Source organism: Micromonospora endophytica (genome assembly GCF_003236305.1).
Lineage (GTDB): Bacteria > Actinomycetota > Actinomycetes > Mycobacteriales > Micromonosporaceae > Micromonospora > Micromonospora endophytica.
This window is the reverse complement of the sequence record NZ_POTX01000062.1, coordinates 13,693-27,751: the sequence shown is the minus strand read 5'-3', so window position 1 is coordinate 27,751 and position 14,059 is coordinate 13,693. Positions and strand designations below refer to the sequence as shown.

The following is a 14,059-nucleotide window of genomic DNA, read 5'->3' as shown; positions in this document are numbered from 1 at the left end:
GGAGAAGACGGCGGGGAGCGGGACGCGGCGCAAGCGTGCCGCGCGGGTGGAGCCGGAGCCGCCGCGGATGCTCGACGACGCGGAACTGCGTGGCGCGCTGGAGGCGATCCTGCTGGTGGTGGACGAGCCGGTGAGCGAACTGACCCTGGCCCAGGTGCTGGAGCAGCCCGCCGAGCGGGTCGGTCCCATGCTGGACCGGATCGCCGCCGACTACACCAGCGCCGGGCACGGTTTCGAGCTGCGCCGGGCAGCGGGCGGCTGGCGGCTCTACACCCGGCCGGAGTACGCGAGCTACGTCGAACGGTACGTGCTGGACGGGCAGTCGGTCCGGCTGACCCAGGCCGCGCTGGAGACCCTGGCGGTGGTCGCCTACAAGCAGCCGGTGACCCGGTCGCGGATCTCCGCCATCCGGGGTGTGAACTGTGACGGGGTGATCCGTACCCTGGTCTCCCGTGGCCTGGTCGAGGAGTGCGGCACCGAGACGGACAGCGGTGCGTATCTGTACCGCACGACCGTCATGTTCCTGGAGAAACTCGGCCTGAACAGCCTCGACGACCTGCCGCCACTGGCCCCGTTCCTCCCCGACGACGTAGAAGAGCTCGCCGATGCCACGCGATAACCGCACCCCGTCCCCGGACGCCCCCGTCTACACCGGCCCCGAACGCCTGCAGAAGGTGCTCGCCGCCGCCGGTGTCGGTTCCCGTCGTGCCTGCGAGGATCTGATCTTCCGGCGGCGGGTGACGGTGAACGGACGAGTGGCGCAGCTCGGCGACAAGGTCGACCCCACCACCGCCGTCATCCACGTCGACGGCGAACGCCTCCAGGCCGACACCCGCCTGGTGTACCTGGCGATGAACAAGCCACGCGGGGTGGTTTCCACGATGGCCGACGAGAAGGGGCGCACCGCGCTTGCCGACTTCCTCGGCAACCGGGTCGAGCAGCGGGTCTACCACGTCGGGCGGCTCGACGCGGACAGCGAGGGCCTGCTGCTGCTCACCAACGACGGCACCCTGGCCCACCGGTTGATGCACCCGTCGTACGGGGTGCAGAAGACCTACCTGTGCGAGGTGGCCGGCCCGATCCCGCGCAACCTCGGCAAACGGCTGGCCGCCGGGGTGGAGCTGGAGGACGGCCCAGTGACAGTCGACTCGTTCCGGGTGGTGGACAGTCTGGGGCGTACCGCCCAGGTGGAGCTGAGCCTGCACGAAGGGCGCAAACACATCGTACGGCGACTGTTGGGTGAGGTCGGTCACCCGGTGAGCCGGTTGGTGCGTACCGCCATCGGGCCGATCCGGCTCGGTGACCTGCGTGCCGGGCGCACCCGGAGACTGACCAACGCGGAGGTCGCCGCCCTGTTCAAGGCCGTGGGTGACTGACCGCGCGGTGGCGGGTACGGCTGAGGGTAGGCTCCCTGGCGGCCCGGGGCGGTCGGCACCACCCGACGCCGGGCATGATGGGACATGGTGGGCAACCGCTCGCGTCCGCCGATGACGGCGGATCGTGAGATACGGGCTGAGGAGGACACGGTGGAGGAGAACGTACCGGCCGGGCGCTGCGTGGTCGCTGTGGACGGGCCGTCCGGTTCGGGGAAGTCCACCGTCTCCCGACGGCTCGCGGCCAGCCTGGCCGCCCGGTACCTGGACACCGGCGCGATGTACCGGGCGATCACCTGGGCGGTGCTGCGTTCCGGTGTCGACCTGGCCGACGCGGAAGCGGTGGCGAAGGTCGCCGGTGAGGTCGACCTGCGCATCGGCACCGACCCCGCGGGCTACGGCGTGACCGCCGACGGGGTGAGCGTCGAGGCCGACATCCGTGGGCCTGAGGTGACCGCCGCGGTCTCCGCCGTGGCGGCCGTGCCGGCCGTACGCGCGCTACTTGTCACCCGCCAGCGCGAGATGATCGCCAATGCGGGCCGGATCGTGGTCGAGGGCCGCGACATCGGTTCCGTGGTGGCCCCAGACGCCGACCTGAAGGTCTACCTCACCGCCTCGGCGGCGGCGCGCGCCGCGCGGCGCAGTGCCGAGGACGCCGCCGACGTCACGGCCACCGCCGCCGACCTGGCCCGTCGTGACCAGCTGGACTCGACCCGCAAGGCCGACCCGCTCGCCCAGGCAGCTGACGCCGTGGTGCTGGACACCACCGAGCTGGGCATCGCCGAGGTCGTGGCGCGACTGCGTGAGCTGCTCGCCGATCGGGGAGTGGCGTGACCGACGACGGATGGGTGGAGCTGCGCGAGCCGGACCTCGACCTGGAGGAGCCGACCGGTCCGCAGCCGGTGGTGGCCGTGGTCGGCCGGCCCAACGTCGGCAAGTCCACACTGGTCAACCGGATCATCGGCCGCCGCCAGGCGGTGGTCGAGGACGTGCCGGGGGTGACCCGCGACCGGGTCCCGTACGACGCGCAGTGGTCCGGCCGGGCGTTCACCGTGGTGGACACCGGCGGCTGGGAGCCGGACGCCAAGGACCGGGCGGCGGCGATCGCCGCGCAGGCCGAGGCGGCCGTGGCCACCGCCGACGTGGTGTTGTTCGTGGTCGACGCGACGGTCGGCTCCACCGATGTCGACGAGGCGGCGGTGAAGATGCTGCGCCGCAGCGCCAAGCCGGTGATCCTGGTCGCCAACAAGGCCGACAACACGAGTGTCGAGTTGGAGGCCACCTCGTTGTGGTCGCTCGGCCTCGGCGAGCCGCATCCGGTGTCGGCGCTACACGGCCGTGGCTCCGGCGATCTGCTGGACGCGATCCTGGCGGCGCTGCCCGAGGCACCGAAGATCGTGGAGAACCGCCCACGCGGACCACGCCGGGTGGCCCTGGTGGGCCGGCCGAACGTGGGCAAGTCCAGCCTGTTGAACCGCTTCTCGGGGGAGGAGCGGGCGGTGGTCGACGCGGTCGCCGGCACCACCGTCGACCCGGTGGACAGCCTGGTCTCCATCAGCGGTGAGACCTGGCACCTGGTGGACACCGCCGGGCTGCGCCGGCGAGTCGGCCAAGCCAGCGGCACGGAGTACTACGCCAGCCTGCGTACCGCCTCGGCGATCGAGGCGGCCGAGGTGGCGGTGGTGCTGCTCGACGCCAGCGAGCCGATCAGCGAGCAGGATCAGCGGATCCTGTCCATGGTGACCGAGGCGGGTCGGGCGCTGGTGATCGTCTTCAATAAGTGGGACCTGGTCGACGCGGATCGCCGGTACTACCTGGACAAGGAGATCGACCGGGAGCTGCGCCGGATTCCGTGGGCGATCCGGCTCAACCTGTCGGCGAAGACCGGCCGGGCGGTGGACAAGCTCGCCGCCGCCCTGCACCGGGCGCTGGACAGTTGGGAGACGCGGATCCCCACCGCGCAGCTCAACGCCTGGCTCACCGCCCTGGTCCAGGCCACCCCGCACCCGGTCCGTGGGGGACGGGCACCGCGCATCCTGTTCGCCACCCAGGCGGGGGTGGCGCCGCCGCGCTTCGTGCTCTTCACCACCGGGCCGTTGGACGCCGGCTACCAGCGCTTCGTCGAGCGCAAGCTGCGCGAGGAGTTCGGCTTCGAGGGCAGCCCGATCGAGATCTCGGTACGCCCGCGCAAGAAGCTCGGGCCCGGCGGCCGGGGCAAGGCCCACGGCTGACCTCAGGTCCGCAGCGCCGCCGTCACCTCGACCTCCAGGACCGCGCCGGGCAGGAAGAGCCGGCTCACCTCGACGGTCGTGCTGGCCGGTGGGATGGTGTGCGGGCCGCAGGGGAAGAGGCTGCGGCGTACCGCACCGTAGGCGGGCAGGTCGTCCAGGCTGGTCATGAAGGTGCGGATGTGCAGGATGTCGGCGAGGGTCGCGCCGTGTGCGGCGAGGACCTGGCGAATGATCTCGAAGATCCGGGTCGCCTGTGCGCCCGCGTCGCCGGGTGCCACGACCTCGCCGGTGTCGTCGACGGCTACCTGTCCGGCGAGCATGAGCAGCGCACCACCGTCCAGATCGAGACGAGCCAGGTGAGCGAAACGATCGCCGAACGGCGCGGCGACGGTTGGCGGGTTGTCGAGCGTCAGGTCCATTGGTTCTCCATGGTGATGAGGGATGCCACGTCCGCCTCCTGATCGGTGGCGGCGTCGAGCAGGTGAAGTGCGGCCGCGACCGCCAGCGTGTGCTGCCGGCCGGGCACGGCCCGTAGCGCGAGCCGCGCGTCCTTGCCGGCGAGGGCGACCGCGAAGGCGGCGCCCGTCGCGCCCGCACGCCGGACCGCACCGCCGAGTGGCCCGGCGGCGAGCGCGTCGAGCGCCACCGACCGGTCGACGCCGAGCCCGTCGGCGACGACGAGCGTGTCGTGCAACGCGCCGATCGCGGTGACAAGCGCCGTGTTCACCACGAGTTTCAGGGCCGATCCCGTACCGAGAGGACCGCAGCGGCGAACGGCGCCCAACTCGCGCAGCACAGGCTCGGCGAGATCCACGACCGCTGCCGGTCCGCCAGCGAAGATCGTCAGCTTGCCGGCCGTCGCGGCGTCGATGCTGCCGGCGACCGGCGCATCGAGCAACGAGACCGAGCGGGGCAGGCGACCGGCTATCCCGGCGACCTCGTCGGGAGCGACAGTGGACATCTGCACCACGATCGCGCCCGGCCGGAGCGCGGCGCGGGCGGCACCGGTGCCGAACAGCGCGGCGTCGACCGCGGCGGCGTCGGTCAGGAGTGTGATCACCAGGTCGGCCTCGGCCACCGCCGCGACCGGCGACGCGGCGACCTGGGCTCCCGCGGTGGCCAGCGCCGCTGCCTTCGCCTCGGTGCGGTTCCACACGGTGACCCGGCGGCCGTTCGCCAACAGCCGGCGGGCCACCGCCGTGCCCATCCGCCCGGTGCCCAGGACTGCGATGTCGGTCATGGGGCCAGGTTAGGAACGATTGATCAATGCGACTAACGAATGTCTGGCATCGGTGCCATGCGCTACTAGCATGCCCAGGGTGGAGACCCAGCTTCTGGAGGTGTTCCGGACTGTCGCGCGCTTCGGCTCGATCACCGCCGCCGCCCGGCACCTGCGTTTCACCCAGTCGGCCGTGTCGCGGCAGATCGCCGCCCTGGAGGCGGAGATCGGGGCACGGGTTTTCGACAGGTTGCCGCGCGGAGTGGCGCTCAGCGAGGAGGGACGCATCCTGCTACCGCACGCGGAGGCGCTGCTGGACCGGCTCGACACCGTCCGACGAGACCTCGACGAGCTGCGCGGGCTGGGTGCCGGCCGGCTGCGGGTCGGTGCGTTCCCCACCGCCGTGGCGGCACTCGTACCCCGCGCCCTCGCGTCGTTCCGCGCCGCCCACCCCCAGGTGGCGCTCTCGTTGGTGGAGGGGACGACGCCAGCACTGCTGGACCGCCTGACCGCCGCCGAGGCCGACGTCGCCGTGGTGAGCACGGCACCGACGGCTCAGCTCGATACCGTACGTTTCGAGCTGTACCATCTGGTCGACGAACGGCTGCTGGTCGCGGTCTCGCGCGACCACCGCCTCGCCCGACGCCGTGCCGTGCGGCTGGCGGAACTGTCCGACGATCCCTTCATCGTCGGCTCGGCGACGGACGAGGAGAACCTGCTGCGGGCCAGCCTGCCCGACGGTTTCCCAGCCCGGATCGACATCGTCGCCGCCGAGTGGACAGGCAAGCTCGGCTGTGTCGCGGCCGGTCTCGGCGTGGCCCTCGTTCCGGCCCTGGCCGTACGGGGAACGCCCGCCGACATCAGGTTGCTGTACCTGCACCCCGAAGACGAATCCGTCCGGCGGATCTTCGCCGCGACCGTTTCCGGGCGTTCCCGGCCGCCTGCGGTCAGCCGCTTTCTCACCCACCTCCAACAGGCCGCCCGCGAGTTCGGCGCGTAGATGGGCTGGGAGCGATCGCCTGTTCGGCAATGTGCTGCCGTCCCTCTGGGCCGAGCCGGCTGATCTCGTACCCGTCGGGGTAGGTCTTGGTGTTGATGCCGTCGGTGAACAACGGCGTGGTCCGGGGTGTGCCGAACCAGCGTTGGAGCCGTGCGCGGGTCTTCAACGCCAGGTGCAGGCCGGCCCGGACCGGCCAGGCCGGTGCGTCGACCTGCATGGCCCGTCGGAGTGGGGCGTCGTACATGGCGCTGACGAGGGCGTTGCCGAGTGGGGTGAGGGGGGTGGGGATGCGGGTGAGCATCAGCATGCGGGTGGCGCGCTCGATGGCTGCGGCGTGGTCGTTGGGCTTCAGGTGGGCCGCGTCGTGGGCGTCGAACCAGGTCTCGAACTCCTGGTAGGAGTCGGGGATGTCGGTGATGCCCATCCGCCGGCCCAGCGCCCGATAGAACAGGTGGGTGGCGTGGAGTTCGTGGCAGCAGGGTTGGCGCCAGCCGTACTGCTGTAGCCAGCGGGTGGGGATGACGACCAGACAGCCGAGGACGTAAAGGAAGTCGGCGTTGTCGATGTCGTACGGGCGGTGGATCTGGTTGACGCGTCGCAGGGCGTCTCGGCCGCGAGGTTCGTCGAAGCCGTTGAGAACCATCTCGTACATCAGCAGGCCGGTGTCGTCGATGCGTTTCTGGGTGCGTTCGGTCAGTTCGCCGGTGGCGGTGTGTACGGCGGCGATGGCGGGGATGGAGAAGGATCGGTTGAAGGCGAGGTTGAGTCCGAGTTTCATGTCCCAGGGAAACTCGAAGCGCAGCATCGTCTGGTAGATGGCGAGGTAGTCCTGCTCGGGGTCCAGGGCGCGGGTACGGGTCAGGTTCTCGTAGCGGCCTCTCATCGGCGGGCGTCTCCTGCGGTGGGCTGCGGGATGTCTTCAGCGTCCAGTGTCTGCGCCACCACCGATGATCGGGCATAGGCGTCGGTGACGAGCGTCAGCCACGCGACCTCACCGGCGTAGCCGCCGTCCGGGCGGTGCAGCTCATCCGCGGGCTGTGGCACCGTGGCCACGATGCCGGCGCGGCGTCGCCGCAGCGCGCAGGCCAGTTGTGCTGCCTCGACGGCTGCCCGGCGCTGGTCAGCGGCCAGCCCCGCCTGCTCGGCGAAGTGCTCGGCCAGGTCGGTCACACCGACATCCAGGTACGGGCGAAGCGCCAGGCGGCCGTCGCGGATCTCGGCCACCCGGCGGGTCAGCGCGTAGTCGATGTCGCGCAGGGCCGTGATCCGGCGGCGCAGGTTGGGATCGAGTTCGAGTTCGGGCAGGGCCGCGATGAGGTCGCGCCAGAGTGGTTCGAGTCGGCGGTACGAGTGGAAGTCCTCCCATCGCCGGGTGACCCGGAGAGTGGGCCCCCACGCGGGCATGGTGAGGCCGATCGTGATGAGCAGTGCCCCGACGGTCACCAGAACCGCGGCGATCTCCCGTTCGCCTGTCGGTTGGTAGCCGGCCCAGTAGGCGATGAGATACCCGACCTTGTTGAGGCTGTAGAGCAGGGCGAACGCGGCACCGACTGCGGTGATGCGCAGGCCACGACGCAGCCAGCTTCGCCCGCAGATGCGGGCGAAGCTCCAGCACAGCCGGGTGATGTCGAAGCAGTAGGCGAAGAAGCCGAGCAGCAGGAAGATCAGCAGGTAGGCGGTCACGACGGGATCAGTCGCGTACTCGACGGTCAGGAGCACCGGCTCGTCGTAGCTGAGGGTGTAGGCGAACAGGCCGGTCATGACGAGGAACGCGCACGCGGTGATCCACACCCACCAGCGGCTCCGGACGGCGGCCTTCGCCGGTGGCAGGGCGAGGTAGAGGAGCATGTTCTCGGCGCTCGCGGAGATGGTCAGGGCACCGGCGTGCGACATGAGTTTGGCCAGGTTCGGTAGCCCCGACACCTCGTCGATGGCGGTGGCGACCGGCGGGATCGCGACGGTTATCCCGGTGGCGAACGCCCCGAGGCCGACACAGATCGCGCGTCGGACATGGCTGGGATGGCGGCGCTGGAGCCGAAGCATGTACCCGAGCGCGATCCAGCCGGCTACCGCGCACACGGTGTAGAGGACGGTGTCCATCACGCGCTACCGGTGCGGGTGTTCCAGCTGGTGCCGCAGCCGGCCGTACAGCTCAGCCTGCGTGCGGTCGAGCGGTTCGTCGTCCGCGTCATGGCGCCCCTCACGGGCCCGCCGCAGCAGCAGCGAGCCGATCATCTCGGCTTCGCGTTCCTCCGCCGCGGCGTAGTTGCTCCGGCCGAGGCTGCGCCGGACCAACTGCGGGTCGAGGTCCGGCAGCAGCAATCGCGAGGCGTCGGCGTCCAGCACCTCTGTCGCCTGATGGCCGGCGAGCAGGTGACCGACCTCGTGGCCGATGATCAGCAGTTGATGCAGTGGCGAGGTGTCCTGTTCGAAGAAGATGGCGTCGAACTCGCCGGTCGGTACGCACATCCCGCACACGGTGTGGGCGGGAAGCCTGATCGGCACCAGGTGGATGGGGCGGCCACGCCGTTCACCGAGCACATCGCACAGCTTCCGGATCTCGAACGGCTCCGGCACCTCAAGCTCAGCGACGATTTTCTCGCAGCGTTTGCGTAGACGGTGCAAACTCACGTCAGCGTTCTCCCGCTCGTCAGCGTACTGCCATCGAAGGATTAGCACGGCTAACGGCGGACGCCCGGCGCGGCATGATTCTCGCTCGGGCCGGCGCCCTCGGCCACGGCCCGCAATCGGGCCACCATCTGCTCAACGAGCTGCGTGTCTGTCGCGGAGAGTCCGTTGTCGGTGAGCACCTGTCGCAGCGCCACCTGCTTGACGTCCATCCGCCGCAGCTCGCTGAGCAGCGTGAGCTGCTCCTGTATGCGCCGGGCGGCCGTATCGTCCACAAAGTAGCCGGTGCTCACCCCGAACACCGAGGCCAGGGCACGTATGTGCGAGGTACGTGGGTCGCTGGCGACCCCCCGGCGCAACTCTCCGATGTAGGCGGCGCTGATCGTGACACCGGTCTCGTCCGCCGTGGCGTTGATCTTGTCGGCGATCTCCTTGTTGGTGTACCTGCGACCGGGTTCGTCGGAGTCGCCGACCTCTGCAGAGGTCGGGCGAATGTTTTCGAACAGGTACTCCAGCCGGGCGGCAAGGGTGTCAAGAGACGGTAGCTCCTGCTCAGCACGTTGGTCGTCGACCATCACTGCCCACCCTTCAAGGACTAAACGCCAGTGTCGCAGACGCGCTCCCTAGTGAAACAGGTGTTGACATGCGTACGCAAAGTGAGCGTATGCTCGCTCCTGATCGGAGCAACGCGTGTTGAGCGGACAGGCAGAATCGCTTGACGCGTGTTGCGCGAGTGGTGTCCGACCTGGTCCGACCGCCCGAGGGAAGTCGCCAGTGTGGGGACGGCTCCGTGAAGCGCGAGAGGGGGATGCGTTTCTCGGTGCTCGTTGGCGGACTCGGCCGTCAGCAGGGAGGCACCATCGGCACCGCCTGGCGGCCGCCCGATTGACGGGGGCGCTGGGCCGCTCGGCTAGCGAACAGCCAGCGGCCCAGCGACAGGGACTCGGCGCGACCTGGGGCGACTGCCCGACTGCCCGATGGCATGCCGGTACCGGCCTCGTCGCCGCCACCCTGCTGTTCGTCACCGCGACGACAAGCCCGTACGGCATCAGCAGCGTCAACCCCCTTGCTCTGCTCGGCCTCGCCGGCTGGAGGCCCGCTTCCAACGGCCTGTCCGTAACCGACGGCCCTTGCATCGATCAGAATGCGAGGGCATCGGAGGTGGAGGTGTTCTTCGCCCGCCTGAACGCTGGGCTTCGGCCGATGGTCGAATGGTCAATTCGTCGGGATGAGGTCAGCGAGCAGGTGCTCGATGCGGGCCTTGATCTCGTCGCGGATTGGGCGGACGATCTCGATGTCTTTGCCTGCGGGATCTTCGAGTTTCCAGTTCTCATAGCGCTTGCCGGGGAAGACGGGGCAGACGTCACCGCAGCCCATGGTGATGACGACGTCGGAGGCTTCGACGGTGTCGTAGTCGAGGAGCTTGGGAGTCTGGTCGGTGATGTCGATGCCGACCTCGCGCATGGCCTCGACGGCGGTGGGGTTGATGGTCTCGGCGGGGGCGGAGCCGGTGGAGCGGACCTCGACGGCGTCGCCGGCGAGGTGACGTAGCCAGCCAGCGGCCATCTGGGATCGGCCGGCGTTGTGGACGCAGACGAACAGGACACTGGGCTTGTTGTCGGACACGAGAGTCTTCCTCTATCGGTCGGTGCGGTGGTCGGTGAACAGTGCCCATTGGTGGGTATCGGATGTCGCCGGGCACGACGCGCGATGTCGAGGTCATCGCCGGATCGGGTTGCGTTGTGTACGCAGAGAACAGCACCCCGGGCATGGGCTTGCTGATGGCGCCCTTGGCCTGCGCGAGTGCGGTGAGTCGGCCGGTGGTGAATCGCTCGGTCAGTGCGGTCAGGTGCTGTTCGAGTCGGGCGGTGCGGCAGAGCGTGCTGTCGACTCGTTCTCGTAGCGGCAGATCGTCTGCGGGCTGGAGATGCCGGAGAACTTGTCAGCCAACGTGGCGGCCAGCCTTTCCAGCACGGCATTGCTGATGAGCAGCGACCGCATCTGGTTCATGGCCGATCTCCTGAGGTCGTCGCGGCGCGGGCGGAGGTCGTGTTCGACAAGAGGCGTCGGCGTAGGGCGAGGCTGACGTAGACGAGGGCGACGAGCACGGGTACTTCGATGAGGGGGCCGACGACGCCGGCGAGGGCTTGGCCGCTGGTGACGCCGAAGGTGCCGATGGCGACGGCGATGGCGAGTTCGAAGTTGTTGCCGGCGGCGGTGAACGCGAGGGTGGTGGTGCGCGGGTAGTCGAGGCCGATGGCGCGGCCGAGGGTGAAGGACCCGGCCCACATGAGGGCGAAGTACACCAGTAGCGGTACGGCGATCAGCGCGACGTCCCACGGCTGCGAGGTGATGGCGTCGCCTTGGAGGGCGAACAGGATGACGATGGTGAACAGCAGTCCGTAGAGGGCGACTGGCCCGATTGTCGGCAGGAATCGGCTCTCGTACCAGGTGCGGCCTTTCGTGCGTTCGCCGACGCGGCGGGTGAGGTAGCCGGCGAGCAGGGGGATGCCGAGGAAGATCAGCACGTTGACCGCGATGTCCCGTCCGGACACCTCCAGCCGCGCATCCGAGAGGTTCAGCCAGCCTGGTAGCACGGAGAGGTAGAACCAGCCGAGCAGGCCGAAGGCGAGGACCTGGAACATCGAGTTGAGGGCGACCAGGACGGCGGCGGCTTCGCGGTCGCCGCAGGCCAGATCGTTCCAGATGATGACCATCGCGATGCAGCGGGCGAGCCCGACGATGATCAGGCCGGTGCGGTACTCGGCGTGGTCGGCGAGGAAGACCCAGGCGAGGGTGAACATGAGGGCCGGGCCGAGGATCCAGTTGAGCAGCAGCGAGGACAGCAGCAGCCGCCGGTCGCCGGTGACGGTGTCGAGCCGGTCGTAGCGGACCTTGGCCAGCACCGGGTACATCATGATCAGTAGGCCGATGGCGATCGGCAGGGAGATCCCGCCGATCTGCACCGCCTCCAGGGCGGTGTCCAGGCCGGGAACGAGCCGACCGAGCAGCAGGCCGCCGGCCATGGCGAGACCGATCCACAGCGGCAGGAACCGGTCGAGGCGTGACAGGCGCGCGACGATCGCCGGCGAGGCGTCACCGGCGGTGGCGGTGGTCGTCACGTCAGCAGGTCCGGAAGTTCTCGGCGTGGGCCCGGGCCTGCTCGGCGAGGTCAGCCAGGTGCAGTGCCGCGCCCTGCAGGGCGTCGGGGCGCAGCCGGTAGTAGGTGAAGCGTCCGCGTGGCTCGGCGGCCACCACGCCGGCCTCACGCAGCAGCCTGAGATGGCCGGACACGTTGGGCTGCTTGGCGCCAGTGTCCGCGACCAGGTGCGACGTGGTCGCCGGGCCGGCCGCGAGAACCTGCACGATCCGTGCCCGCAACGGGTCCGCCAGCAACCGCACCACATCAGGGTCAGCTGATATCAGCGAATTCTGATTCGACGTGGCGGTGTCGTCCCGCGCCGACGGCAGGGCGCCCACCGTCGCGGACGGTGCGTCGGCGTTGCTGGTCAGCAGGTTGCCGAGCAGATCCAGGGCCTCCTTGCGCACCCGGTAGTAGGCCCAGGTGCCACGGCGCTCGCAGTCGACCAGGCCGGTCTCGCGCAACACCCGCAGGTGATGGGAGATCGTGGCGCCGGTCACGTCGAAGGCGTCGGTCAGGTCGCAGACGCACACCTCGTCGGTCGAGGCGATGAGCGACAGCAGCCGCAGTCTGACCGGGTCACCCAATGCCTTGAACAGTGGCGCCAGCTCACCGGCGACCTGCGGCGCGAGAGGCTGCGCCGAAAGGGGAGGGCGGCAGCCCCGCGCGGCGTCCAGCATGGGAAGAACCGACATGCGTATAGCTTGACACTCGTCTAACAAAGATGCAAGGTGGGGGCATCGGTTCGACAAGGATCGAGACATTGAATAGTGGGGGCTGATGCGCCGTGCCTGCAACGAGGGTCACGGCTGTCGACAAGCTTGCGTGATCGCCTGGGCGTGCTGTCCGGCGGATCGTGTTTACCCATGTCAGGAAGCAGGGAGAGTCGTCATCATGAGCGAAGACCAGAGCGCTGCACCAGTCTGTGGCGTCGCCCAGGGCGCCGAGCAGGCCAGTGTCGGCGGCGACCCGCGCCCGAAGACCGAGGCGGTCGCCACAGGCGCGGGCTGCTGCGGCCCCAGCGATGCATCATCCGCCGCTGATGACAACGGAGTGGCGCAGCCGGTCGGGGTTGCTGCGGGAGTCGATGGGTCGCACCCGGTGGTGGTCATCGGTGCTGGTCCGGTGGGGCTGGCCGCGGCGGCGCACCTGCACGAGCGGGGCGTGCCGTTCATGGTGCTGGAGGCCGGGCCTTCGGCCGGGGCGGCGGTGGTCGAGTGGGGGCACGTGCGATTGTTCTCGCCGTGGCGGTACAACATCGACCACGCCGCCCGTCGCCTGCTGGAGGCCGCCGGCTGGATCGCCCCCGACCTCGAGGCGCTGCCTACCGGCGCCGAGCTTGTCGAGGCATACCTGCAGCCCCTGGCGAAGCTGCCGCAGTTCGCCCCACACATCCACTACGACGTGGCGGTGGCGGCGATCGGCCGCGTCGGTGTGGATCGAGTCAGGAGTGCCGGCCGCGAGCAGGCACCGTTCGTCGTTCGGCTTGCCACCGGTGACGACGTGCTCGCGGCGGCGGTGATCGACGCCTCCGGCACCTGGCGTACCCCGAACGTGCTCGGTGCCAACGGCCTGCCCGCACACGGTGAGGCCGACCCGCGGATCGCGACGCTGATCGAGGGTGCGCTGCCCGACGTGCTCGGCACTGACCGGGCCCGGTTCGCCGGCCGGCACACCGTCGTCGTCGGCGCGGGACACTCCGCCGCGAACACCCTGCTCGCCCTCGCCGAACTCGCCGAACAGGAGCCAGGCACCACCATCACCTGGGCCACCCGGGGCGGTTCCATCGACCGGGCGCTCGGTGGCGGGGACGCCGACGCGCTGCCCGGCCGTGGCGCGCTGGGCACCGGGATCAAGCTGCTCGTCGACTCCGGCCGGATCGCGCTGGTCACCGGCTTCGCCGTACACGCGGTGGACGTTGTCAACGGGCATGCCGTGCTGACCGCCGCCGACGGGCACACCCTGCCCGCCGATCGGATCGTCGCCGCCACCGGCTTCCGCCCCGACCACAGCATCGCCACCGAACTGCGCCTCGACCTCGATCCCGTGCTGGGCTGCACCCGCACCCTCGCGCCACTGATCGACCCCAACGAACACTCCTGCGGCACCGTCCGCCCACACGGCGTCGGCGAACTCACCCAGCCCGAGCCCGGCTACTTTGCCGTCGGCATGAAGTCCTACGGCCGCGCGCCGACCTTCCTCATGGCCACCGGCTACGAGCAGGTCCGCTCCATCACCGCAGCCCTCACCGGCGACTGGACCGCCGCCCGCGACGTACAACTCGACCTGCCCGCAACCGGCGTCTGCTCCGCCACCCAGGGCTACCAGGCAATGCTCGACGACGCCGCCGCCCGATACGGACTCGCCCCCGACATCCCCAGCCGACTCATCTCCGCAGCTCTACGTCACCTACCCACCGCCGGCACCGTCACCGCCGCCACCCGCGCCGCCGCCGACGAACTCGAC

15 protein-coding genes and 2 pseudogenes are annotated in these 14,059 nt (G+C 69.9%); 6 read left to right on the top strand and 11 right to left on the bottom strand.

Annotated features, from left to right (window positions below; all coding sequences use genetic code 11):
* The 4 genes from scpB to der form a co-directional block, all read left to right on the top strand.
* Positions 1–619: SMC-Scp complex subunit ScpB (gene scpB / locus C1I93_RS12060; RefSeq protein WP_258378280.1), on the top strand; the 619-nt coding region annotated here is incomplete at its 5' end.
* The gene (locus C1I93_RS12055; RefSeq protein ID WP_111243350.1) at positions 606–1,376 is read left to right on the top strand and encodes a pseudouridine synthase; all 771 of its coding nucleotides are present in this window, start codon (positions 606–608) and stop codon (positions 1,374–1,376) included. The genes scpB and C1I93_RS12055, both read left to right, overlap by 14 nt.
* 150 nt (positions 1,377–1,526) lie before the next feature.
* A complete protein-coding gene (gene cmk, locus C1I93_RS12050) occupies positions 1,527–2,207 on the top strand; it encodes a (d)CMP kinase (protein ID WP_111243355.1) in 681 nt (226 codons plus the stop codon).
* On the top strand, positions 2,204–3,604 hold the full coding sequence (der, locus tag C1I93_RS12045; protein WP_111243349.1) for a ribosome biogenesis GTPase Der: 1,401 nt from the start codon (positions 2,204–2,206) through the stop codon (positions 3,602–3,604). The genes cmk and der overlap by 4 nt, the downstream gene beginning before the upstream one ends.
* A 2-nt stretch (positions 3,605–3,606) precedes the next feature.
* Here der and C1I93_RS12040 read toward each other — a convergent pair whose 3' ends face one another.
* Both C1I93_RS12040 and C1I93_RS12035 read right to left on the bottom strand, forming a co-directional pair.
* Complete coding sequence (locus C1I93_RS12040) at positions 3,607–4,023, bottom strand: RidA family protein (RefSeq protein ID WP_111243348.1); 417 nt, start codon at positions 4,021–4,023, stop codon at positions 3,607–3,609.
* Positions 4,014–4,844: an NAD(P)-dependent oxidoreductase gene (locus C1I93_RS12035; protein ID WP_111243347.1), complete on the bottom strand. Its 831-nt coding sequence runs from the start codon at positions 4,842–4,844 to the stop codon at positions 4,014–4,016. The genes C1I93_RS12040 and C1I93_RS12035 overlap by 10 nt, the downstream gene beginning before the upstream one ends.
* A gap of 79 nt (positions 4,845–4,923) precedes the next feature.
* Here C1I93_RS12035 and C1I93_RS12030 point away from each other — a divergent pair, with 79 nt between their 5' ends.
* A complete protein-coding gene (locus C1I93_RS12030; protein WP_111243346.1) occupies positions 4,924–5,823 on the top strand; it encodes a LysR family transcriptional regulator in 900 nt (299 codons plus the stop codon).
* Here C1I93_RS12030 and C1I93_RS12025 read toward each other — a convergent pair.
* From C1I93_RS12025 to C1I93_RS32425, 9 genes and pseudogenes are all read right to left on the bottom strand, one after another.
* Complete coding sequence (locus tag C1I93_RS12025) at positions 5,783–6,706, bottom strand: oxygenase MpaB family protein (protein ID WP_111243345.1); 924 nt, start codon at positions 6,704–6,706, stop codon at positions 5,783–5,785. The two genes, C1I93_RS12030 and C1I93_RS12025, sit on opposite strands and share 41 nt — an antisense overlap.
* Positions 6,703–7,923: an MAB_1171c family putative transporter gene (locus C1I93_RS12020; protein ID WP_111243344.1), complete on the bottom strand. Its 1,221-nt coding sequence runs from the start codon at positions 7,921–7,923 to the stop codon at positions 6,703–6,705. Before C1I93_RS12020 ends, C1I93_RS12025 begins: the two co-directional genes overlap by 4 nt.
* Before the next feature lie 6 nt (positions 7,924–7,929).
* The gene (locus tag C1I93_RS12015; protein ID WP_111243343.1) at positions 7,930–8,454 is read right to left on the bottom strand and encodes an ImmA/IrrE family metallo-endopeptidase; all 525 of its coding nucleotides are present in this window, start codon (positions 8,452–8,454) and stop codon (positions 7,930–7,932) included.
* Between the two features lie 50 nt (positions 8,455–8,504).
* Positions 8,505–9,026: a hypothetical protein gene (locus C1I93_RS12010; RefSeq protein ID WP_111243342.1), complete on the bottom strand. Its 522-nt coding sequence runs from the start codon at positions 9,024–9,026 to the stop codon at positions 8,505–8,507.
* Positions 9,027–9,666: 640 nt separating this feature from the next.
* Entirely contained in the window at positions 9,667–10,077 is a 411-nt protein-coding gene (locus tag C1I93_RS12005; RefSeq protein ID WP_111243341.1) for an arsenate reductase ArsC, read from the bottom strand.
* 219 nt (positions 10,078–10,296) lie between these two features.
* Positions 10,297–10,461 (bottom strand): hypothetical protein, encoded by a 165-nt coding sequence (locus tag C1I93_RS31540; RefSeq protein ID WP_181445136.1) that lies wholly within the window; start codon positions 10,459–10,461, stop codon positions 10,297–10,299.
* Positions 10,458–11,573, bottom strand: coding sequence for an ACR3 family arsenite efflux transporter (gene arsB / locus C1I93_RS12000; protein WP_111243340.1), 1,116 nt, complete (start codon positions 11,571–11,573; stop codon positions 10,458–10,460). Before arsB ends, C1I93_RS31540 begins: the two co-directional genes overlap by 4 nt.
* 1 nt (position 11,574) lies before the next feature.
* A complete protein-coding gene (locus C1I93_RS32430) occupies positions 11,575–11,853 on the bottom strand; it encodes an ArsR/SmtB family transcription factor (RefSeq protein ID WP_258378281.1) in 279 nt (92 codons plus the stop codon).
* Between the two features lie 102 nt (positions 11,854–11,955).
* Positions 11,956–12,288 (bottom strand): annotated as a pseudogene (locus C1I93_RS32425) (ArsR/SmtB family transcription factor); the annotation flags it as partial.
* Positions 12,289–12,487: 199 nt separating this feature from the next.
* Here C1I93_RS32425 and C1I93_RS11990 point away from each other — a divergent pair.
* Positions 12,488–13,897: pseudogene (locus tag C1I93_RS11990) on the top strand (NAD(P)-binding domain-containing protein); the annotation flags it as partial.
* Positions 13,898–14,059 lie beyond the last annotated feature (162 nt).

Bases quoted from the DNA above. Each gene is read 5' to 3' on its own strand.
- C1I93_RS12040 (WP_111243348.1), bottom strand. From the start codon at position 4,023: ATGGACCTGACGCTCGACAACCCGCCAACCGTCGCCGCGCCGTTCGGC.
- C1I93_RS12020 (WP_111243344.1), bottom strand. From the start codon at position 7,923: ATGGACACCGTCCTCTACACCGTGTGCGCGGTAGCCGGCTGGATCGCG.
- C1I93_RS31540 (WP_181445136.1), bottom strand. From the start codon at position 10,461: ATGAACCAGATGCGGTCGCTGCTCATCAGCAATGCCGTGCTGGAAAGG.
- C1I93_RS12010 (WP_111243342.1), bottom strand. From the start codon at position 9,026: ATGGTCGACGACCAACGTGCTGAGCAGGAGCTACCGTCTCTTGACACC.
- C1I93_RS12055 (WP_111243350.1), top strand. From the start codon at position 606: ATGCCACGCGATAACCGCACCCCGTCCCCGGACGCCCCCGTCTACACC.
- C1I93_RS12035 (WP_111243347.1), bottom strand. From the start codon at position 4,844: ATGACCGACATCGCAGTCCTGGGCACCGGGCGGATGGGCACGGCGGTG.
- C1I93_RS12025 (WP_111243345.1), bottom strand. From the start codon at position 6,706: ATGAGAGGCCGCTACGAGAACCTGACCCGTACCCGCGCCCTGGACCCC.